Here is a 21,777-nt window from a genome sequence, read left to right on the forward strand (position 1 = left end):
TAATTTTGAACACCGTGTAGACGGTGGGGTATTAAACCCACAAAGAAAATGATAACTCATAACTCATAACTGATTTGACCTCAAACCTCTGATTTCAAGTAAGTAGAAATGCCAACTTCCCGCCTGTTAATATTGATTCTAGGTCTAAGCCTAATTTTATTGCTCATAATTTGGCTGATTGGTTCTTTATCATGGCTATATAGTCAAGTTTCATGGTCCGCCCCCCGATTTGTGGCCAACCTATTACTATTACTATTAATTTTCCTCATTGGAATAGTCATTTTTGCTTTCATATATTATTTGAGACTATATACCATTCAAAAAAATCAACGGCGACGAGGTTCAAAAGCTAAAGTTAAGATTCCGGTTGTGAAATCTGAGGTAGCTTCTGAATCTCTCAAGGCTGTGAGACAACAGGCTATACTGATTCAAGATGAGGTGGCTCGACAAGCGTTATTAGAACGTTCACAAGAAATAGAAGCTAGTCTAGCACGAGGTGATGTAAAAGTAGTTGTTTTTGGTACAGGTTCTGCTGGTAAGACTTCTGTTGTTAATGCTCTAATGGGTCAGATGGTGGGTAGGGTAGAAGCACCTATGGGGTCAACCAAAGTAGGAGAAACCTATCATTTAAAAATGCCAGGATTGGAAAAAGAAATTTTGATTACTGATACTCCAGGAATTTTAGAAGCGGGAGTAGCAGGTACGGAAAGGGGTCAACTGGCAAGGGTTTTGGCGACAGAGGCTAATTTACTATTATTTGTGGTTGATAATGATTTACAGAAGTCCGAATATGCTGCTTTTAACGCTTTGGCGGACATTGGTAAGCGATCGCTTGTGGTCTTTAATAAAATAGACCTCTACACTGAAGAGGACCGAGAAGCAATTATTGTTAAGCTCAGGGAAAGGTTAGTAGGGTTTAGCAAAATGGATATTGTGGCGATCGGTGCTCATCCTCATTCTGTTAAGCTTGAGACGGGAGAAATATATCAGCCAGAACCTGATATTATGGCTTTAATCGGACGTATGGCTGCTATTTTGCGGGCTGAGGGAGAAGATTTAATTGCTGATAATATTTTGCTCAAATCTCAACGGTTAGGGGAAGAAGCAAGATGTTTAATTGATGCTCAAAGACGACGACAAGCAGAGAAGGTTGTAGAAAGGTTTCAGTGGATAGGAGCAGGAGTTATTGCTGTTACGCCTTTGCCTGTAGTAGATGTTTTGGCCACAGCAGCAGTTAATGCTCAAATGGTAATAGAAATTGGCAAAGTTTATGGTTGTGAATTGAATTTTGAAAGAGGGCAAGAGTTAGCAATGTCTTTGGCTAAAACACTTGCTAGTTTAGGTATTGTTGAAGGGGCGATTAAATTAATTTCTACAGCTTTACAATTAACTATAGCAACTTTTTTAATTGGGAAGGCAATTCAAGGAGTAAGTGCAGCTTATTTAACTAGAATTGCTGGGAAGAGTTTTATTGAATATTTTAGTCATAATCAAGATTGGGGAGATGGTGGCATTACAGAGGTAGTACAAACACAATTTCAATTAACAAGAAAAGATGAATTTGTTAAGTTGTTTATTCAAGATGCGTTGGCTAAAGTTGTAGAACCTTTGACTAATATTTATTCCCAGAATGAAGAAGTTGAAATGGAAAAAGAATCTGATGAGGAAGATGAAATAAATTATCGACCTCCGGGGATGATAAAGCAGGATAATACTATTAATGATTGGGATACAGAAAGTAGAGTCAAATGGGAAGATTGGTAACAGTTAAAGACTCTTCAAGAAGGAAGAAGGAATCAGGAAGAAGGGATTTAGGACTGACCTTGTTGGAAAAATTCCATGGGGGTAGTCAACGACCTACCTACTACCTGTCTTATAACCCCAAGCAATTGTCAACAGCGTGTAGACTGTCGGATATTATACCCTTTATCGGTAAGGATAAATCAAGAGAAGTATAGATTGATTAAAGTACTAAATTAAGGAGTTTTCAATTCGTTAGATTTTGTAGAGTGTTTACATAATTGATAAAAGTCGATCATTCAGGGTCATTGAACCTCTACTCCCTATTGCCCCAGAATTTTGTACCTCCAAGACTAGAAAACTGCTGTAGTTATATAAAATACAAAAAATCGTGCTACTCCCCCACTCCCTCACTCCCTACTGCCCCAGAATTTTGTACCTCCAAGATAGGAAACCGAGCTTCTAATGAAACTCGGTTCTGAACTAATATTTGATTGGGCACGACCGCTATCAGCTATAAATCTAATAACCTTTTTCCATGAATAACCGCAGCAACAATTACTATATTACCTTTAACTTGATAAAGGACTCGATAACTGTAAGCATAATCTTGTCGGTAACTTTCATCCCCAAACTCTTTGACTACTTCTCCTTGTAAAGGATTATGAATCAAATTTTTGGTGACATTAATTATCCTATGGACTACTGCTGCAGTATAAGAAACAGAGTCACGTGCTATGTAGGAAGCAATCGCGTCCACATCATCTATAGCTTTAGAAGACCAAACTACTTTATAACCCATTTACTCAAAAGCCCTTCAGCTTCTTCTTGTGTAATTTTTCTTTCTTTATCAGCTACTTCTAAACCATGAAGAACTTTTTCAATTACATATAAATGATATTGAACATCTTCAAGGGAGCAATTATCTGGCAATTTACTTAATAGAGATTCTACTTTTTTCTTAGCAGTATTCATAAAGTTCATATTATTAAGTCACTGTTCCTAGCTGTACGTGAGCCATTGGACAGCGACATCTGGTGCTTTGCATTTTTGCGCTTTCCCAGCAGAAAAAAGCGAAAAACACATCCCCTCTTAGAAGAACCTTTAAGATATTAATCATTTTTATCTCTAATTTTATTATTTTGAAACCTTTTGGTCTCATATAGTTCCTTTAAATTAGATGCTTTCATGTTCTAGCGCCTTTCGCAAACAAAATATGTCAGATTATCGCCGACCTTGGCTCTAAATATAAGGAAGGTAATATACCTATCAATAATATAACAATCTGATTTAACTTTTGAAAGAGAATACTATCACTTTGAGCTATCAGCTACCAGTATAATTACTTATAGCTAATAACATATTGGTCAATCATCTATGTTTATGATCCCTGCAAAGTATAACTTGATATAGACTTCTTAATCGTCTTCAAAGAAAAGTTTTACTTTCTATAGATAGACCTATCAAATGCAATTTGGCATAATTTAATGGTATAATTTGGGACTAATCATTATTGATTTATGGCCTTTCAGGAATTATTCAATTCAAAACTTTTAAATACTATCAAGAGCTTATCAAATAACAAGTCAAATAAATAAACCCCCTCTCAATTTATCAGAAAGCAGGTGTAAATACTTATGTGGAGATTAGTCGAAGTATATTTTTGATTTTTAATTACTTCCAGTTTTTTTATGTAGTAACCTAATTGGAATTGATGATAGTTGTGTCATGTAAGGTTCAACAATACTTGAAATCCTCCCGATGTTGCGCTTACGCGACAACGTAAAATTCCCACTCCATCACTGATAGGGACTTTCTGCTGCCTCTTGACAGAGGAGCTGCGCTTTCCTATCGGAATGCTCCGCAAACATGTCGCGAAGCGAAACATAGCACCTGTCTCCGAGGCCGAACCTCTTTTTGGTCTTACGGCTGCTCCACAGTACGTCACCAATCCGACACTCTCCTAGCCCAGCAACCTTAATTTAAGTGCTATATCACAGGCTTTGGAAAAACCAATCAATGTTCGGTTTTCCCATGTGACGCTACCTTGCCAGGAGAGCATGAGTCTTCAACCAAGGTTGAGATCAAAGTCTAGAAATTTTCATAGTTAGCGATCGCCCCAGTCATCTTCTCAATTACCTCTGGCACAGTTATAGAACCTAATTCCCCAGCAGCACGAGTCCTAATACTCAAACTATTTGACTCGACTTCCTTAGCTCCAACTACAGCCATTACAGGAATTTTGGCCTTCTCAGCATTTCTAATCAACTTACCCAAACGTTCATTACTAATATCCACCTCAGCACGAATACCTACTTTACGCATCTGAGCAGTAACCTCTTGAGCAAAGGGCAAAAATTCAGAATTAACAGGCAAAAGTTTAGTTTGGGTAGGAGCTAACCACAAAGGAAAATCTCCAGCATATTCCTCAATTAAAATTCCAATTAACCTTTCCAAGGAACCAAAAGGTGCGCGATGGATCATAACTGGGCGTTTTCTAGTCCCATCTTCTGCCACATATTCCAAATCAAACCTTTCGGGCAAATTGTAATCTACCTGTACAGTGCCTAACTGCCATTCTCGCTCCAAAGCATCCTGGAAAATAAAATCTAACTTTGGACCATAGAATGCCGCTTCACCAATACCCTCAAAATGATCCATACCCATTTTTTCCACAGCTCCACGGATTGCACCTTCAGCTTTTTCCCAAGCCTCATCAGAACCAATGTACTTATCTGAGTCAGGGTCACGGAAACTTAATCTAGCCTTAAAATTATTTAGTTGTAGATTTTTAAACACAAATAGAGTTAAGTCTACCACACTAAGAAACTCGGCTTCAAGTTGTTCGGGTGTCACAAACAAATGAGAATCATCTTGAGTGAAACCTCGGACTCGGGTTAAACCACCTAATTCCCCAGACTTTTCATGGCGGTAAACAGTGCCAAACTCGGCAAGTCGTATTGGTAACTCCCGATAAGAACGTAAGTCCTGTTTATAAATTTGGATATGGAATGGACAGTTCATTGGTTTTAAAACAAAACCCTGTTCCTGAGCTTCTGATTCCTCATCCTCAGCCATCATCGGGAACATATCCTCTTTATACTTTTGCCAATGTCCGGAAGTTTTGAATAAATCTACTCTGGCAATATGGGGAGTATCTACAGGTAAATAACCCCGTTTGAGTTGTTCTTGTTGGAGAAAGTCTTTCAGTGAATTCTTTAACATTGTACCCTTCGGAGTCCAAAGAGGTAATCCCGGTCCAACAAGGTCGGAAAAAATAAATAGTCCTAATTCTTTACCTAGTTTACGATGGTTTCTTTTGAGAGCTTCTTCTTTACGTCTTTTATATTCGGCCAGTTGTTCTGGAGTTTCCCAAGCAGTACCATAGATACGTTGTAATTGGGCTTTGGTTTCATCTCCGCGCCAATAAGCACCAGCAACAGTTTCTAAATCAATTGCTTTGGGATTAAGTTGCTTTGTACTTTCAATGTGAGGGCCAGCACATAAATCCCACCATTGTTCGCCAAGATGATAAATGGTAATTGGGTCTTCTAAGTCTTGGAGGATTTCTAATTTATATGGTTCTTTAATTTGTTCAATTCGACGTTTGGCTTCTTCGCGACTGACTTCTTCTCTAATTACGGGTAAATCCCGTTTAATGATTTTGACCATCTCTTTTTTGATGGCTTTTAAATCTGCTTCTGTAAATGGTTCTGGGGTATCAAAGTCATAGTAAAAGCCATTTTCGATCCAAGGACCAATTGTTACTTGTGCCTTGGGAAACAGCTTTTGTACTGCCATGGCCATGACATGGGATGTGGTATGGCGAATTTTTTTGAGGGTTTCTGACTCGCTGGTGCGAGGTAAATGGATTTTTTCTGGTTGTTCTGGGGAAGGATTAGATTCTGGCCTAGACATTGGCTGTTTATTCTTGGTTTTTTTTATATTTGCACAGGAAAAGAGGAAGACTCTATTCTAGTTTAGTTAATCATCAATTTAGGAATTTTTGCGACTTTAACGCTACATATATAAAACGTTATAGTTTTTGATTACTACATCTAGCGTTTTTTTCTAAATTTTGATTCACAGCAAAGGAGGAAGACTCTATTCTAGTTTAGTTAATCATTCATTTAGGGATTTTTGCGACTTTAACGCTACATATATAAAACGTTATAGTTTTTGATTACTATATCTAGTGTTTTTTTCTCAATCCTGATTCACAGGAGAAGAGGAAGACTTAACTTAAGTTTAGTTAATCATCAATTTAGGAATTTTTGCGACTTTAACGCTACATATATAAAACGTTATAGTTTTTGATTACTACATCTAGCGTTTTTTTCTAAATTTTGATTCACAGCAAAGGAGGAAGACTCTATTCTAGTTTAGTTAATCATTCATTTAGGGATTTTTGCGACTTTAACGCTACATATATAAAACGTTATAGTTTTTGACTACTATATACCATTATATTAATTATATTACGGATAGTGTTTTGCTTAAATTCTATTTACAATAGATATCTTCAAAAAAGAGGGAGTAGGGAATAGGCAGAAATAATCAATAATTTCTGTAGGGTAATTAATTTTATTTTTTATTATTGGAGATGTCTAATGAATCAGTCTCTTGTCTTGCTTTTGCTAACCAATTATCATATTTTTATTGATTATTTTGTACCCATTCTTGAGCATGAAGCGGAATATCTTCTGGTTTGTCTTCACCCTCTTTAATAAGTAAACTTTCCTCACTCATATCGGCAACTAGAATTTCTACTAATTCAAACCATCGTTTAGCAACTGGATTATTTTTTAAGAATTTTTTATTAATTAGCTACTATACGCTGTTACATTATCTGAAAGCCCAAATTTTTTCCATCTAGAGATGTATCTTTTTCACTCAAATTTCCCATAGATTTTGGTAAGGAGGTGAAAGGAACTTCTAACCAAACTACATCTTTATTTTGTTTTAATTTTGTAGATATCCAATGAGGTTCGTAAGCATAATAAATAATTGGTTTTCCTTGCTTATAATGAGTCATTGCATCTCCTAAGAGAATTTCATATTGTCCTTGATTATTTTCTACAGTATCCTCTAATTCATAAGCTTGAAGATGATGCTCGATCACTAATTCACAAGACCAACCAGGATTACAACCTACTAAATTTGCTTTACCATCTCCATCAGAATCAAAAAGTTTGGCTATTTCTGGATTTTGTAATTGTTCAATGTTAGTAATATTATATTTATCGGCTGTTTTTTTATCAATTTGATATCCTTGGATGTCATTGGGAGTTAAATTTCCAACTCCTTCTAATTTTTCTTTTCCACCAGCATTTTTAAAGAATTCATTGTGTTGTGGTTGATAGTAAACAGTGCTATATTCTAAATCTCCATTGGCAAGAGAAATATAGATTGACGGATAATCAATTTATTAGAGTTGTCGCTAAATAGAGGGAAAAAATCGCTCCAACCTAGACAGAGCAATAATTTCAAGGCCTTTTTAGCCACCAATAGCTACAATCCTTATATAACAAGGTTTTTGGGGGTTTTTGAAGTTATAAAGCGACAAGTCTATTTTGTTTTTTTCAACTTTATAGCCGAGTTTTTCTAAGCCTATATTCACTACTTCAGTTTGAAATAATTCTTGTATCCAGGTACTATTGGCACTACGAATAGTAACTATTCCAGGAGGAGTTTTTTGACAGGAAGTGAAAACTATTAATAAGCTTGTTAATATGCTTCCTACTTTTTTCAGGATTTTAAAATTAATTTAATTCCTGATTTTTTGCTCTGATTTATACTTATTTATGAATTAGCTGAAACCTAAAAATGTGAAAAGTAGTATCAGCTTTTTTATAAAATTTAAAACCAATTTTATTATTAAAAAATCAGCAATTTTTTTATGCTGAATTAGCAGCTTTTCTCGCTTTTTCTAACCAAATATCATATTTTTGCTGATTATTTTTTATCCACTCCTGAGCATGACGGAGAATATCTTCTGGTTTGTCTTCACCCTCTTTAATAAGTAAACTTTCAACATTCATATCTGCTACTGGAATTTGTACTAATTCAAACCATCGTTGAGCAACTGGGTTGTCTTCTAGGAATTTTTTATTAGCCACAATATGCTGTTGCAGTAAGGGAAAACCTAGATTTTTTCCATCTAGAGATGTATCTTTTTCAGTCAAATTTCCTATAGATTGCTGTTTTTTTATAAATTTGATATCCACTTCTTCCGTTAGGAGTTAAAATTCCAACTCCTTCTAATTTTTCTTCACCACCAGCATTTTAAAAGAATTTTTCGTGTCCTGGTAAGTAATAAATAACACTATATTCTAAGTCTCCATTACCCATAGAAATATAAAGTGCTGGGTAATCAATTTCCTTTGGCTTTTCTACTTTATAGCCGAGTTTTTCTAGAGCTAGATTAACAATATTAGTTTATAATCACTCTTTTTTTTTACTTTTATAGCGGTTTTCACAAAGATAGACTACAGTAAAAATTATAGATATGCACCAAGCAGGTGAAAATTGTATAAATCGTTGTATTCTAGATTAATGAAAACCGCTGAAAAATCCTTTTAGTTAAGATTTTGTAGTGATGAAATATCCCCTGATTGGCTATTAAAAATTATTTATCCATACTTTAATTAGCTGCTTGCTTTGCTGTTTCTAGCCAATTATCATATTTTTGTTGATTATTTTTTATCCATTCTTGACCATGGCGCAAAATATCTTCTGGTTTGTCCTCTCCCTCTTTGATACGTAAACTTTCAACATTCATATCCACAATTGGAATTTCAACTAACTCAAACCATCTTTTGGCAACTGGGTTGACTTCTAAAAATTTTTGATTCGCTACTATACGCTGTTGAAGCAGGGGAAAGCCAAGATTTTTTCCATCTAGAGATGTATCTTTTTCGCTTAAATTTTCCATAGATGACGGTAAGGAAGTGAAAGGTACTTCTAGTGAAACTACATTTTCATTTGGTTTTAAAACTGTCGATATCCAATGAGGTTCGTAAGCATAATAAAGAATTGGTTTTCCTTCCTGATAACGAGTCATTGCATCTGCCAAGAGAATTTCATATTGTCCTTGATTATGTTCTACAGTATTTTCTAATTCATAAGCTTTAAGATGATGATTGATAATTAATTCACAAGACCAACCAGGATTACAACCAACTAAATTTGCTTTGCCATCTCCATCGGAATCAAAAAGTTTGGCTATTTCTGGATTTTTTAATTGTTGAAGGTTAGTAATGTTATATTTATCGGCTGTTTTTTTGTCTATTTCATATCTTTGTATTCCATCAGGAGTTAATTTTCCAACTTTCTCTAACTTTTCTTCACCACCAGCATTTTCAAAGAATTCATTGTGTTGTGGTTCATAGTAAACAGTGCTATATTCTAAATCTCCATTGGCAAGAGAAATATAAATTGCTGGATATTCAATTTGTTTTGGTCTTTCAATTTTATAGCCGAGTTTTTCTAAACCTATATTCACTACTTCGGTTTGAAATAATTCTTGTATCCAGCTACTATTAGCACTCCGAATAGTAACTGTTTCAGAATCAGGAACTTGTTGGCAGGAAGTAAAAATTACTAATAAGCTGGTGAGAATTGTTCCTAGAATAGTTTTGAGATATTTTTGTTTCATTGTGGTTTGATGGAAAATTTTTTCATCAATAGTATTTTACTACTCTCAGCACTAAAGATTTATAGAAATTTGAGAATAGGCAAAAGGCAATATATTTTGATTCAAATGGCAAATTTTGAATTAAAAAGGCTCTACTAATTTCCTCGACCAAAAAGCACTTATCAGACCAGTTTTAAGTTTATTAAAAAAATATAAATTGGTGGTTATTGGAGACAGTGAAATTCACGGTGTCGAATTATCTTACTGGCTAAAAATTAGAGCTATAACTCAAAAAATTCATTTCATCTTCGGACAAAAACAAGATACTAACTATAGAAAACCCCGTCAAAAATACCATCCATTGAGTAATTTACCTGTATCTCCAGGAACCAAAATATTTTTAAGTAACATCAATATTACTCAGAACAAAGGATTGGGATCTTTTAATTTAGTTGCTTATTGGAAACGAAAATATAAAAACAAGATGGAAAAGGAGCCTTGGTACTTGTTGACAAATCTTGAAAGTTTAGATTAAGTTCTCAAATTTTATCGGTCGATAATGGGTATTGAAGCTATGTTTAAAGATTGTAAAACAGGGGGATATAATCTAGAAGGAAGTAGAGCTAATACACAACGTATTACCAATCTCATTTTACTAGTTGCAATTGCTTATAATGCTTAATGTTACCATGGTAATTGTCTCAAAAAGTCAGGAGGTCAAAGATATATTTTTAGACTAAAAGAACCAGGGCGAAAAGATAGAATACATAGCAATTCTTGGGTAGGTATGTATGGTGATTTGTGGGTCATAGCTGGGGAATATTTAGTTGAAATTGTCACAGATATGATGAATTTTAATTCTCAGAAAAAGTCTGATGACCAAAGGGGATTAAAAGCTCTGTCAATGTTAAATCATATTTAATTATTTACCCGAAACGTCTGACTATTCATCTGATTATTAAAAATTTTTTAATTGACTTACATAAATGTTTTGAGAGTAATTTACTTGAACAATAAATCAACGCAGTGTGGTGGTATGGGTGAGCGAAGTTCACCCACACTCTCACTAATAATAATTATCATTCTCACAAAACCAGTCAATTTTTCACCCTTGCTTATATCCTTTAAACCCTTATCCCACAATAGCTTTGAGGTGCTTGTCACCCCGTGATACAGAAAGCTTATGAAGATTTTTCCTACTTAACTTGCTTATTTTCTTGCTACCTCCAACCAATTATCATATTCTTGTTGATGATTTTTTACCCACTCTTGAGCATGACGCTGAATATCTTCTGGTTGGTCTTCTCCCTCTTTAATACGTAAACTTTCAGTATTCATATCTGCAACTGGAATTTTGACTAATTCAAACCATTTTTTGGCAACTGAGTTAGCTTCTAGGAATTTTTTATTAGCAACAATACCCTGATCGCCTTTAGGAAGGCCAAGATTTTTACCATCTACTGATGTATCTTTTTCACTCAGATTTCCCATAGATTCTGGTAAAGATGTGAAAGGAACTTCTAACCAAACTACATCTTTTCCTGGTTTTAAGACTGCAGATATCCAGTGAGGATTATAGGCATAATAAAGAATAGGTTCACCTTTTTGATAACGAGTAATAGCATCTGCTAATAAAATTGTATATTGGCCTCGATTATGTTCTACAGTATCTTCTAGTCCATAAGCTTTAAGGTGATGGTCTATGGTCAACTCACAACCCCAACCTGGATTACAACCAACTAAATTTGCCTTACCATCTTTATCTGAGTCAAAAACTTGAGCAATTTCTGGGTCTTTTAATTGTTGAAGGTTAGTAATGTTATATTTATCGGCGGTTTTTTTATCTATTTGATATCCTTGAATTCCATTAGGAGTTAAAATTCCCACTCCCTCTAATTTTTCTTCACCACCAGCATTTTCAAAGTATTTTTTGTGTCCTGGTTGGTAATAAACAACGCTATAGTCTAAGTCTCCATTACCTATAGAAATATAAAGTGCCGGATAATCAATTTCTTTTGGTTTTTCGACCTTGTAGCCTAATTTTTCTAAACCTATATTTACAACTTCGGTTTGAAATGATTCTTCTATCCAATTACTATGAGCACTCCGAATAGTTAAACTTTTATTATTTGGCGATGTTTGACAGGAAGTAAAGACTATTAATAAGTTGGTCAAGATTATTCCTAAAATAATTTTGAAGAATTTTTGTTTAAGTTTCATTTTTATTAGATTGGCAAATTTTACATTTATTGAATATTTATTTGATGATAATTTTTTCCTTGTATAATAGAGTAGGAGATTTACAGTCTAGAGAACATAATTTTAAATGAAATTTAAACTGTACTTATCTAGATATTTAGTCGGTTTGAGCTATTACCCTAGCTTAAATTAATCAGTTAATTTTGTAAATCTACTTTACTAATCATCTCTATGATTCTTTAAATTTAGGATATAATTAAAGTTTGCAGTGAAAATTTAAAAATTAAAATCATGGCCAAAAAATTACAGGTAGTCCTGAATCAAGATGTGAAAAATTTGGGAATATCAGGAGATGTGGTAGAAGTAGCTCCTGGTTATGCTCGTAACTATTTGATTCCTCAGAAAATTGCTTTTCGTACTACTCCAGGTATTCTTAAACAGGTAGAACGTCGTAGAGAACAAGAGCGACAAAGACAAATAGAATTGAAGCAAGCAGCAGAAGCTCAAAAGACGGCTTTGGAAACAGTTGGTCGCTTTAAAATTGCTAAACAAGTTGGTGAAAATGATGCGATTTTTGGTACTGTTACTGATAGAGAATTGGTGGATGTAATTAAGGAAAATACTGGTCAAGAAATTGATAGACGTGGCGTTACTTTGCCAGAAATTAGCAAGGTTGGATTCTACAAAGCTCAAATTAAACTTCATCCAGAGGTAACTGCTGAAGTAGAGATTCAAGTAGTGGGTAGTTAATTAAAGTCAAAAGTCAAAAGTCAAAAGTTAAAAAGAAATTAGGGTTTATGTAAATAAATGCTCTAGTGCCACACTAAATCTAGATTTTATGACTCGAAAATGCGTAAGTATCCTTTGATAGACAATCTTTGACTTTTGACTTTAGTCCAACTGTAATATTCAGCAATTGGATTGAGTATGGATTTTTCTAACAGAGTAATTTAAACTCTACTCCCTATTCCCTTTTCAAATAAATTTTAAATAATTGTAGGTAAATCACAGATGTCTAACAATCGCCTACCTCCCCAAAATATTGAAGCGGAAGAAGCTATTTTAGGTGGCATTCTCCTCGACTTTAATATTCAGCAATTGGATTGAGTATGGATTTTTCTACCAGAGTAATTTAAACTCTACTCCCTACTCCCTACTACCTATTCCCTTTTCAAATAAATTTTAAATAATTGTAGGTAAATCACAGATGTCTAGCGATCGCCTACCTCCCCAAAATATTGAAGCGGAAGAAGCTATTTTAGGTGGTATTCTCCTCGACCCAGAAGCTATTAATCGAGTGACAGAGTTATTACGCCCAGAGTTTTTTGCCATTGAAGCTCATCAAATTCTTTATAAAGCAATGTGGCAACTTTATAATCAGGGCAAACCTACAGATTTAATGACTGTTACCAGTTGGCTTACTGACAATAATCAATTAGAAAAAATTGGCGGGCAAGTAAAAATAGTTCAACTATTAGAACGAACTGTTTCGGCGGTTAATATTGACCAATATGCTGTTTTAGTTATTGATAAATATATCCGCAGAAAATTAATTCAAGCAGGAAATGAAATTTTTGATTTAGGGTTTCAAACAGCTACTGAATTAAAAACTATTCTTGACCAAGCTGAACAAAAAATATTTGCTCTGACTCAGGATAAACCACAACAAGATTTAGTTCCTATTTCTGAGACTTTAATTAATACTTTTCAGGATATTGAAGATAGAAATGAGGGAGTTGCTTTACCTGGTCTTGCTTGTGGTTTTTACGATCTGGATGCAATGACTGGAGGTTTTCAACGTTCGGATTTAATTATTGTAGCTGGTCGTCCCTCAATGGGAAAATGTGCTGCTTATGATACTTTAGTTTTGCAAAAAGATGGCAGTTTAATTACTTTGGCAGAAGTTTATCAAAGGCAAGAAACGGAGTTATTAACTTTAGGCAAAAATTGGAAGTTTCAGATTACTAAACCTTCTGCTTTTATTGATGATGGAATTAAACCTGTATTTAGAGTAACGACAAAATCAGGAAGATTTGTAGAGACGACAATTACTCATCCTTTTCTAACGGTTGATGGTTGGAAACCTTTGGCAAAATTACAGGTAGGAGAAAAAATAGCTGTACCCCGTCGGTTAGATGTTTTTGGCGATGAAACTATTCCAGAAAATCAGTTTGCTTCTCTGATTGATTCTGATAATTTCTGTCTTTCTCCTATTGTCTTTAAATTAGAAAAGTCGCAATTAGCTTTATTTATTAGATATTTATTTTCCCTGGATGGATGGGTAAAAATATTTGAAACTGGGGCAGTATGTTTAGGCTATTCTGTGGTTAGTGAAAAGTTTGTTAGGCAAGTACAACATCTTTTGCTCAGATTTGGAATTATTGCTGCTATTGAAAAGGTTGAAGAGTGTAGAAGTAGGAAAGGAAAGACGAATAAATATTTGTGGCATTTAACTATTACAGATAAAGTATCCCTCAAAAATTTGGTGCTAGATATTGGTAATTTTCCATTAGAAAACTTAGATTTATCCTCTAGCAGATTAAATTTAGTCAGAAAGGAGAATTTTTGGGTTGAGAAATTAGAAAATACAGAGGGTTTCTGGGATAAAGTTCTTGTTGTGATGAAAAAGTTTGCTCCATCTATCATCCTTTCGGCACAGAGCAAAAATGGAAAAGAAAAGACCGAGCAAAATTTCAATAATCTAACTACTACTGATGTCTTATTTCGACAAAACTTTCTAGCAAATATTGGTAATGTTCCATCAGAAAGTTTGGATTTACTCAGAAACGAAAATGCCTTGGTTGAAAAACTCAAAGGTAGGGAAATTTTCGGCAATGAAATAATTTCTGTGATGGAAAAGTTTGCCGAATCTAGATTTCTCTTGGCACAGAGCAAAAATAGAAAAGTCAAGACCGAGCAAAATTTCAATAATCTAACTACTACTGATACTTTCGGTGGGAAAAATATTCTGTCAGATATGAGAAATTTTCCATTTATAAATCTAGATTTTCCCTCCTATAGATTAAATTTAGTCAGACAGGAGAATTTCTGGGTTGAGGAATTAGAAAATACTCAGATTTTGTGGAATGAAATTGTTGATGTGATGGAAAAGTTTGCTGAATCTAGATATCTTTCAGCACAGAGCAAAAATGGAAAAGAAAAGACCGAGCAAAATTTCAATAATCTAACTACTACTGAGACTTTCTGTGGGAAAAATATTCTGTCAGATATGAGAAATTTTCCATCTATAAATCTAGATTTCCCCTCCAGCAGATTAAATTTAGTCAGAGACGGAAATTTATTAGTCGAACAATTAGAAAATGACGATATTTACTGGGATGAAATTGTTTCTATAGAACCAGTAGGAGAAAAGCAAGTATACGATCTGACTGTGCCAGAAACTCATAATTTTGTAGCTAATGATATTTGCCTCCACAATACTAGCTTCGCTGTAAATATTGGTCATAGTATTGCAGCTAATCTCAAATTACCAGTAGCAATTTTTAGCCTAGAAATGTCTAAGGAACAATTAGTATTAAGACTATTAGCAAGTGAGGCAAGAATTGAAAGTAATAGATTGCGGTCTGGACGAATTAGTCAGAGTGAATGGGAACCTTTAACTTCCGCTATTGGTACTCTTGCTGAAATGCCAATTTTTATTGATGATACTCCTAATATTACTGTTAATGAAATTCGTTCAAAAGTCAGACAATTACAAAGTGAACAAGGTGAAGCATTAGGATTAATTTTATTAGATTATCTACAGTTAATGGAGGGGAGTAATACTGATAATCGAGTGTTGGAGTTGGCAAGAATTACTCGGAGTTTGAAGGGTTTGGCACGAGAAATTTCAGTACCGATTATTGCTTTGTCTCAACTTAGTAGAAGTGTAGAGTCTCGAACTAATAAAAGACCGATGATGTCTGACTTAAGAGAGTCTGGTTGTTTGACTGGAGATACTTTAATTTGTTTAGCTGATGGTAAAAAAATTCCTATTTCTCATCTGGTTGGTAAGTCTAATTTTTCTGTTTTGGCGTTGAATGAAAATACTGGAAAATTTGAGTCAGCTATTGTTAGTAGGGTTTTTTCTACTGGGGTTAAACCTATATTTTCTTTGCAAACTTCTTCGGGAAAATTGATTCGGGCAACGGCTAATCATCCTTTCTTTTCTATGGGGGGTTGGAAACAGTTAAATACTCTGAATATTGGGGATTCTCTTGCTATTTTGAACCAAAAAATGCTTAAATATTCAATATTGTATTGTGGGCAACTTTTGTATCAAATGGATTTTAGGCCAAAATATGGTGGAAATTTAGGGTCTGTAGTTAAGTGTCGGGAGTGGGAAAAACCTACTCAAATTGATGTTAAATGGGATGAAATTGTGGAAATAAGACCAGATGGTGAGGCGGAGGTTTTTGACTTAACTGTGCCTAGTCTACATAATTTTGTGGCAAATGAGATTGTTGTTCATAACTCTATTGAACAAGATGCTGATTTAGTTATTATGCTTTATCGGGATGAGTATTATTCCCCAGATACCCCGGACCAGGGTATTGCTGAGGTGATTATTACTAAGCATCGGAATGGGCCGACTGGTACGGTTAAGTTATTGTTTGACCCCCAGTTTACTAAGTTTAGAAATTTGGCAATAAGAGGGAACAGGGAACAGGGAACAGGGAACAGATAAATCAGTTATCAGTTATCAGTTATCAGTTACCAGTCTCAGGAATTTTCCCAGGAGCAATACCAGAAATATTTTCATCTTGTGAAGCTCTCAATAAATGAATGCTAGTTTTTCCCTCGTCAAATCTTTCCATCTATTTCTCCTCAGTGGAAAAGTACGAATATTTTCATTTTGTGAAGCTTATGAAAAAAAAATCGGCACGTCGAAGGATTTTCAGTTGCTTCCTCTTTTCAGTTATCAGTTATCAGCTTTCTACCTAAATTACCAATTTTTAAAGGATGAAATATTATAGAGCGATAGAACTCTGTTCCGCTTCGCGATCGCTCAATCCATTTTTTTTCATCATTAAATTTTTTCATCTAACCTCCTCAGTGGCAAATCACCAATATTGTCATTCTATGAAGCTCCAAAAAAAATCGGCGCGTCAAAGGATTTAGGGGTTGCGCTCTCACAATTTTTCTGATACTTTAATATTTAAGTGTGGTTGTTTGTCATTACGCATGACTTTTTCTTCAACACAAGCAAGATAGTATAGTTTTGAGGGCGATCACCTCTTCAGTTATCAGTTATCAGCCTTCTGCTTAAATTGCCAATCTTTTTACAGAACTGCCAAAAAAAATCCTTAACTGAATCGTATAGGGTTAAATATAGGAAAATTTTCATCGGGGTAATTTCAGCAGTTTCAAAAATCAGATTTGCAAAACTATCAGATTTTAAAATGTTCTTGAGGGGATTAGTCATCTTTTGACCTATGTTTGTTGTGTAAATCTGTAAAATCAAAAGTATAATTAGCTGAACTAAGAAATTCACGCCCACAGGAAAATCAAAACTTACAATAAAAATTGTTACAATAAAAATTGTTATAAGTGGTAAATAAAATACTAGTAAAAACTCAAGTTTTACATCTAGAAAAAGATTATACCAGTTATCACGAATTGGAGGACGGTACTTTATGAGAATAGATAGTAAGACAAATTGTAAATCTCTATCTAAAGTTTCAAATAGAGATTGCCATCTCTCGCTAGGATTAATCTCATTAATCTCATCAATTTCATCAAACAATACTATCGCGCATAAAGGAATTACTATTCTTGGATCGGGATTATATTGAGAAATTTGTTTAGGAGTGCACTTACAACAAATCAACCAAGCTACTTTTGCCATGCTTTCTCTTTCTGATGGCGGAAAATGAACTGCTATCCATTCCCAATCTCTTAAATTAAATCTATCATCAACTTCTGCCATATTTCTCACTCCTAGAAAACCTAATTATTTAGACTCCTAAATTCTGCCAAATTTAAAGCAGCTAACCTCTGAATATTTTCATTAGAATGATAAAGTAAACCATTTAAAATTTCTCTCGAATAAGGAGTACCAATTTTGACTAAATCTCTCATTGCCATTTCCGAACCTTGCTCTGCTAAACCCTTCAATAAAGAAACTGCAATATCTCCCATATTAATAAGTGCTAAACGAGCATCTGCCAAATTAATATCCTCATAATACCTAAACAAAATATCCGCCGCTTGTGGCAAATTTGTTTTAGATAATGCCTTAACAGACGCCTGACGAATTTCCAAAGATTCATAATTATTCAAAGCATTTTCTAGAAACTCAAAAACAACTTTTCCCCTACCTCTTTCACGAACATCAGAAGCAACTGCTCCAAAAGCTCTAGCTAAATTTTCATCAGAATTTGCTTCTGCCAATTTTTCCTTAAACTCTTCAATAATTTTCTCTGCCAAAGTAGGAGAAACTTCTTGAGCATCTGCTAAACATTCAAAAGCTGTCAGAGAATCTTCCTGATAAATAACCTCTATTAAATTTGTACTATTCCCGGCAAAACCACACCAAAGTTTAACTGTTTCTCGCCAACGTTCCGGGTCATTTTTAAACCTTTCTATTAACTCATTTTCTCTATCTCTCAAAGCTGTTGCCGCAAAATATTCTTGCAAAGTTAAATGAGCAAACTGATATTTATCTCCCCTTTCAATTTCCAATAATAATCCACTACGTTCGACAATTTCTTTTAATATTGGTTGAGTATCTGTTTCAGGATTGAGATTCAAATCGGGTAAAACTTTTTGAATTTGTTCTACGACAATTTCATAATCTAAACTCAAGTCATTCTTTTGTTGTTTACTAGCATTATCTTGAGCAAATAAAGCCAGATGTTGTAAAACTCTCCGTTTATGAGCACTCTCTTTATATTGATTAAAATTATTCTGCCATTGATTCAATAAAATATGAGTAGATTCTTGATAAAAATCTGACCGAGACTGAGGCAAAACAAAAGCAGGTTGAGTATAAAGATGAGCAACAATAGTCAGCATTAAAGGATTTCTAGCTAACTCCATAATTAGGGGTCTATCTCTCAAAGTTTGTATGAGTTGATCGATAGATTTATCTGGAGGCATTTCAGATTTCCATGCTTCTAAAAAGAGTCGCATTTGTCTGTCGCTAAATTCTTTAATATCTAAAGTTTTCTCGACGGACTCAGCAAAATTATTCCGATAAACTGCTGCCCGACAAGTAATAATTACTCGACATTTATCATATTTATCTAATAAGTCATTAATAGCTTGTACAACTTGAGGGCGAATCAAACTTTTGACTTCATCTAATCCATCAAATAACAGAAATAATTTTCCTTTTTCCAGATTTCGCTCGACAAAAGAATTAGCTTTAGGAAAATCATCCCTATCTAAAGCTTCTACTAATTTCTGTTTTAATAATTCTATGTTGAGGGCAGAAATTTCTATTTCATTCAAGGGATATAACTCTAATAAAATCGGCACATATTCATTAGAGGAAGTTTTTAATTTTTCCCTTGCCCAAGAAAGAACAAGATATTTTAATAAAAGTGTTTTTCCAGCTCCAGGTTGCCCCTTAATAGCCAAACGATTATATTTTTTAATCTCAGAAAAATTAATTGGTTCATTATTAGCTTTTTCCAAAAATTGCAAAGATAAATAAATTTTTTGCAGATTTAAAGGATGGTTAGGAAGAAAAGAAACTTTTAGTTCTTGATGTTTATTAATCAAACCATTTTTATAGCGTTTTAGAGAGTAATTCCAAAACCATTCAAAACCAGCAATTTGATTATATAATCAGTTGCCAACAGTATTAATGAAACGAGTTACCCAACCTTGTATAACTTCCTTCGGTTAAATTTGTGTCGAAAAAGTTGAGTGTAAGAGAAATTAGATTTAGGCATATCAAGTTCAAGTCAGAAGTTATTAAGTCAGAATTCAGAAGTTAAATTCTTACTTTGTTATTTTGATAAAACTAGAAAAAATATTTAACTGATAACTGATTAAAATACAAGATTTTATACCCAATTATTTTGACAATAGATTTAACGATTATCATTACAGAAAATTTGTAGCAAAATTCCTAATATAAAATCCAGTTGAACAGTCATCATTGCGACGATAGGAAGCAATCTCTCAAACCCCTGAGATTGCTTCCTTCCACAGAGTGTAAGTCGCAATGACTTAGGTGTAATAATTATCTGGATTTAATATAAGTATTAGTCTTCAACTATTAGCTTTTAGTTTGCCTCCTGAGTCAAAACTGTCTTATCAGTTAGATTATAATTACTAAGTATTGTCTTGAAAGAAGAAATTATTATTGATAAATTTGATATTATTTCTAGCATAAATAAGTAGCTATTCAGTTAATATAGCAATTCTAAATAAGTTCTCATATTTTATCGTAGAGGTTTAGTCTCCATGCTTGGGTTGGGAGACCAAACCCCTACAGTTTTTCTCGCAAACCATTTAGGATTAGTATATAAGTCTTTTTAAATAAACTCTGACTTAATTCGTAAAAAAAAGCTGAGAGCTAATTGCTAATAGCTGAATGCTTAATTCATAAAAAAAGCTGAGAGCTAATTGCTGATAGCTGAATGCTTTATTCATCTTCATCAAACACAGGCGGCCAAAGTTCAACAATAGATAATTCCCACTCACCAAATAATTCAGGAATAGTCAAAATATCTCCATTTTTTAACTCAGTTTCTTCACCATTAGGACGATAAACAATAACTATTTCTTTGTCAGGATCTATCAATATTCCTACTTCCGCTCCTAATTCTAAATACTTCTTTATTTTCTTTTTTAACGGTTTAATCCTATCACTTTGAGACTTAATTTATACCACTAAATCTGGCACCAACTCCCCAAAATAACGAACACTTTTTTTCAAACGTTGGGCACGAACAAAAGAAACATCAGGAACTTTTAAATTAGTGTCTGGAAGAATAAAAGCACCACTAGAATCAAACAAACGTCCGAGACGACGTGGGTAAACCCAATTGCGTAATAACCTAATTAACTGAACGCCAACTTCACTAGAAATAATATCCGACGGACTAATAACTAATATCTTTCCTTCATCTAATTCTAATTGATAATCTAAACCTGCTTGATTAAGAGTACCTTGCAATATTTCTAAATCTTTAACTGTGAGATTTGACATATAATTTTTAGGAATTAAAGAATATATAAAAGGGAACAGAGAACAAGTCTCTATCCCCTTTTAATAATTATAATTGCTGATAGCTGATAGCTGATAGCTTACTTCCTAATTAATTCGCAATTCTCAATAATTCCACATCAAAAATCAGAGTAGCATTAGGAGGTATAACCCCACCAGCACCACTAGCGCCATACCCTAATTCTGGTGGAATAGTAAACTTACGACGTTCACCAACTTTCATACTAGCTACCCCTTCATCCCAACCTTTAATAACTCGACCTACCCCAACTTGAAATTGGAAAGGTTGATTGCGATCGCGAGAACTATCAAACTTAGAACCATCCTGTAAAGTTCCAGTATAGTGAACCACAACTGTCTGACCTGCTTGAGGAGTAGCGCCATCTCCTTCTTTCAAGACCACATACTTAAGACCAGATTCAGTAGTAATAGTTTCTTGGTTATTTTCAGTCATAATATTTTCTGCAACTTGTTCTTGAACTTCAGTAGAATTTATAGTACTTGGTGTATTTTGAGAAGCAACTGCCCCTTTTTCCGAACCCGTGATTTGAGCAACAATCAAAACTAAACCACAGAATATTACTACTGCCAGACTAATAATAATTCCTCGCAAAATTAATCCTCCTAATTTAAGTTAAAAGTCAAAAACTCTCAGTTGAAGTTTAAATTATAACTACTATATTTTGCAGCTACACTAGGGTCAGTTGTAATTTTTCCAATCTTGCAACTGACTTTATAAACACTCTAAACAACCTCCCATTTTCTCTGATTTGTATTTTTGAAAAAAAATCAAACAGACAAAACAGAACGTAACTACTGAAAAATTAATAACTATAATATTTGATACTAAAATCAATCTTCCATATAATTAAGTCAAAAACCAAAAATTAATATGAAAGTTTAACTTTAACTAAGATTCCGGATATTGTTAAATAACATAGCAGTCGTCAGGGAAGTTAGGACATTCTCACGTCTCTCAAATTTAATCACAGCAAGCATCTAACTTCTGACTTCTGAC

General features: G+C 34.0%; 18 protein-coding genes and 1 pseudogene. 7 read left to right on the forward strand and 12 right to left on the reverse strand.

Annotation, left to right across the window (positions count from 1 at the left end; translation table 11 throughout):
• Positions 1–108 precede the first annotated feature (108 nt).
• The gene (locus D5R40_RS13210; protein WP_124145040.1) at positions 109–1,764 is read left to right on the forward strand and encodes a YcjF family protein; all 1,656 of its coding nucleotides are present in this window, start codon (positions 109–111) and stop codon (positions 1,762–1,764) included.
• A complete protein-coding gene (locus tag D5R40_RS35180; RefSeq protein ID WP_124145039.1) occupies positions 1,758–1,958 on the forward strand; it encodes a hypothetical protein in 201 nt (66 codons plus the stop codon). Before D5R40_RS13210 ends, D5R40_RS35180 begins: the two co-directional genes overlap by 7 nt.
• Before the next feature lie 296 nt (positions 1,959–2,254).
• On the opposite strand, the gene D5R40_RS13220 is transcribed toward D5R40_RS35180, so the two are convergent.
• From D5R40_RS13220 to proX (D5R40_RS13245), 6 genes are all read right to left on the reverse strand, one after another.
• Complete coding sequence (locus D5R40_RS13220) at positions 2,255–2,542, reverse strand: type II toxin-antitoxin system RelE/ParE family toxin (RefSeq protein ID WP_124145038.1); 288 nt, start codon at positions 2,540–2,542, stop codon at positions 2,255–2,257.
• Positions 2,527–2,715 carry a hypothetical protein gene (locus D5R40_RS13225; RefSeq protein ID WP_044136527.1) on the reverse strand — a complete coding sequence of 63 codons (189 nt, stop codon included), beginning with the start codon at positions 2,713–2,715 and terminating at the stop codon, positions 2,527–2,529. The genes D5R40_RS13220 and D5R40_RS13225 overlap by 16 nt, the downstream gene beginning before the upstream one ends.
• A gap of 1,116 nt (positions 2,716–3,831) precedes the next feature.
• Positions 3,832–5,658: a threonine--tRNA ligase gene (thrS, locus tag D5R40_RS13230; RefSeq protein WP_124145037.1), complete on the reverse strand. Its 1,827-nt coding sequence runs from the start codon at positions 5,656–5,658 to the stop codon at positions 3,832–3,834.
• 922 nt (positions 5,659–6,580) lie between these two features.
• Positions 6,581–7,165: a glycine betaine/L-proline ABC transporter substrate-binding protein ProX gene (gene proX / locus D5R40_RS13235; RefSeq protein WP_339379606.1), complete on the reverse strand. Its 585-nt coding sequence runs from the start codon at positions 7,163–7,165 to the stop codon at positions 6,581–6,583.
• A 472-nt stretch (positions 7,166–7,637) separates the two neighbouring features.
• Positions 7,638–7,925 (reverse strand): glycine betaine ABC transporter substrate-binding protein, encoded by a 288-nt coding sequence (locus tag D5R40_RS39550; RefSeq protein ID WP_240038955.1) that lies wholly within the window; start codon positions 7,923–7,925, stop codon positions 7,638–7,640.
• 458 nt (positions 7,926–8,383) lie between these two features.
• Positions 8,384–9,397, reverse strand: coding sequence for a glycine betaine/L-proline ABC transporter substrate-binding protein ProX (gene proX / locus D5R40_RS13245; protein WP_124145036.1), 1,014 nt, complete (start codon positions 9,395–9,397; stop codon positions 8,384–8,386).
• A 199-nt stretch (positions 9,398–9,596) separates the two neighbouring features.
• Here proX (D5R40_RS13245) and D5R40_RS13250 point away from each other — a divergent pair, with 199 nt between their 5' ends.
• The 3 genes from D5R40_RS13250 (at position 9,597) to D5R40_RS41000 (ending at position 10,298) form a co-directional block, all read left to right on the forward strand.
• On the forward strand, positions 9,597–9,911 hold the full coding sequence (locus D5R40_RS13250; protein ID WP_124145035.1) for a hypothetical protein: 315 nt from the start codon (positions 9,597–9,599) through the stop codon (positions 9,909–9,911).
• Positions 9,912–9,935: 24 nt separating this feature from the next.
• Positions 9,936–10,058: a hypothetical protein gene (locus tag D5R40_RS40995; protein ID WP_275670376.1), complete on the forward strand. Its 123-nt coding sequence runs from the start codon at positions 9,936–9,938 to the stop codon at positions 10,056–10,058.
• A gap of 105 nt (positions 10,059–10,163) precedes the next feature.
• Positions 10,164–10,298 carry a hypothetical protein gene (locus D5R40_RS41000; protein ID WP_275670375.1) on the forward strand — a complete coding sequence of 45 codons (135 nt, stop codon included), beginning with the start codon at positions 10,164–10,166 and terminating at the stop codon, positions 10,296–10,298.
• Positions 10,299–10,585: 287 nt separating this feature from the next.
• On the opposite strand, the gene proX (D5R40_RS13255) is transcribed toward D5R40_RS41000, so the two are convergent.
• A complete protein-coding gene (gene proX / locus D5R40_RS13255; RefSeq protein WP_124145034.1) occupies positions 10,586–11,596 on the reverse strand; it encodes a glycine betaine/L-proline ABC transporter substrate-binding protein ProX in 1,011 nt (336 codons plus the stop codon).
• Positions 11,597–11,866: 270 nt separating this feature from the next.
• Between proX (D5R40_RS13255) and rplI the strand changes: the two genes are divergently transcribed.
• Complete coding sequence (gene rplI / locus D5R40_RS13260) at positions 11,867–12,325, forward strand: 50S ribosomal protein L9 (RefSeq protein WP_124145033.1); 459 nt, start codon at positions 11,867–11,869, stop codon at positions 12,323–12,325.
• A gap of 457 nt (positions 12,326–12,782) precedes the next feature.
• Positions 12,783–16,262, forward strand: a complete 3,480-nt coding sequence (gene dnaB / locus D5R40_RS13265; RefSeq protein ID WP_124145032.1) for a replicative DNA helicase — start codon at positions 12,783–12,785, stop codon at positions 16,260–16,262.
• Positions 16,263–16,489: 227 nt separating this feature from the next.
• Here the strand turns inward: dnaB and D5R40_RS41005 are convergent, their stop codons facing one another.
• The 5 genes and pseudogenes from D5R40_RS41005 to D5R40_RS13285 form a co-directional block, all read right to left on the reverse strand.
• The gene (locus tag D5R40_RS41005; RefSeq protein ID WP_275670374.1) at positions 16,490–16,618 is read right to left on the reverse strand and encodes a hypothetical protein; all 129 of its coding nucleotides are present in this window, start codon (positions 16,616–16,618) and stop codon (positions 16,490–16,492) included.
• 196 nt (positions 16,619–16,814) lie between these two features.
• Entirely contained in the window at positions 16,815–17,504 is a 690-nt protein-coding gene (locus tag D5R40_RS13270) for a hypothetical protein (protein WP_124145031.1), read from the reverse strand.
• Between the two features lie 20 nt (positions 17,505–17,524).
• On the reverse strand, positions 17,525–19,303 hold the full coding sequence (locus D5R40_RS13275; protein WP_161564990.1) for an NACHT domain-containing protein: 1,779 nt from the start codon (positions 19,301–19,303) through the stop codon (positions 17,525–17,527).
• A gap of 871 nt (positions 19,304–20,174) precedes the next feature.
• Positions 20,175–20,741: pseudogene (locus tag D5R40_RS13280) on the reverse strand (Uma2 family endonuclease).
• Positions 20,742–20,850: 109 nt separating this feature from the next.
• Positions 20,851–21,372, reverse strand: coding sequence for an FKBP-type peptidyl-prolyl cis-trans isomerase (locus D5R40_RS13285; protein ID WP_124145029.1), 522 nt, complete (start codon positions 21,370–21,372; stop codon positions 20,851–20,853).
• Positions 21,373–21,777 lie beyond the last annotated feature (405 nt).

This window comes from Okeania hirsuta, from assembly GCF_003838195.1.
GTDB classification, from domain to species: domain Bacteria; phylum Cyanobacteriota; class Cyanobacteriia; order Cyanobacteriales; family Microcoleaceae; genus Okeania; species Okeania hirsuta.

What these genes read in the sequence shown, in the direction of transcription:
- D5R40_RS13210 (WP_124145040.1), top strand. Translation starts at nt 109, where the DNA reads ATGCCAACTTCCCGCCTGTTAATATTGATTCTAGGTCTAAGCCTAATT.
- D5R40_RS13220 (WP_124145038.1), bottom strand. Translation starts at nt 2,542, where the DNA reads ATGGGTTATAAAGTAGTTTGGTCTTCTAAAGCTATAGATGATGTGGAC.
- D5R40_RS13225 (WP_044136527.1), bottom strand. Translation starts at nt 2,715, where the DNA reads ATGAATACTGCTAAGAAAAAAGTAGAATCTCTATTAAGTAAATTGCCA.
- thrS (WP_124145037.1), bottom strand. Translation starts at nt 5,658, where the DNA reads ATGTCTAGGCCAGAATCTAATCCTTCCCCAGAACAACCAGAAAAAATC.
- proX (WP_124145036.1), bottom strand. Translation starts at nt 9,397, where the DNA reads ATGAAACAAAAATATCTCAAAACTATTCTAGGAACAATTCTCACCAGC.
- D5R40_RS40995 (WP_275670376.1), top strand. Translation starts at nt 9,936, where the DNA reads ATGGGTATTGAAGCTATGTTTAAAGATTGTAAAACAGGGGGATATAAT.
- D5R40_RS41000 (WP_275670375.1), top strand. Translation starts at nt 10,164, where the DNA reads ATGTATGGTGATTTGTGGGTCATAGCTGGGGAATATTTAGTTGAAATT.
- proX (WP_124145034.1), bottom strand. Translation starts at nt 11,596, where the DNA reads ATGAAACTTAAACAAAAATTCTTCAAAATTATTTTAGGAATAATCTTG.
- rplI (WP_124145033.1), top strand. Translation starts at nt 11,867, where the DNA reads ATGGCCAAAAAATTACAGGTAGTCCTGAATCAAGATGTGAAAAATTTG.
- dnaB (WP_124145032.1), top strand. Translation starts at nt 12,783, where the DNA reads ATGTCTAGCGATCGCCTACCTCCCCAAAATATTGAAGCGGAAGAAGCT.
- D5R40_RS41005 (WP_275670374.1), bottom strand. Translation starts at nt 16,618, where the DNA reads ATGAAAAAATTTAATGATGAAAAAAAATGGATTGAGCGATCGCGAAGC.
- D5R40_RS13270 (WP_124145031.1), bottom strand. Translation starts at nt 17,504, where the DNA reads ATGGCAGAAGTTGATGATAGATTTAATTTAAGAGATTGGGAATGGATA.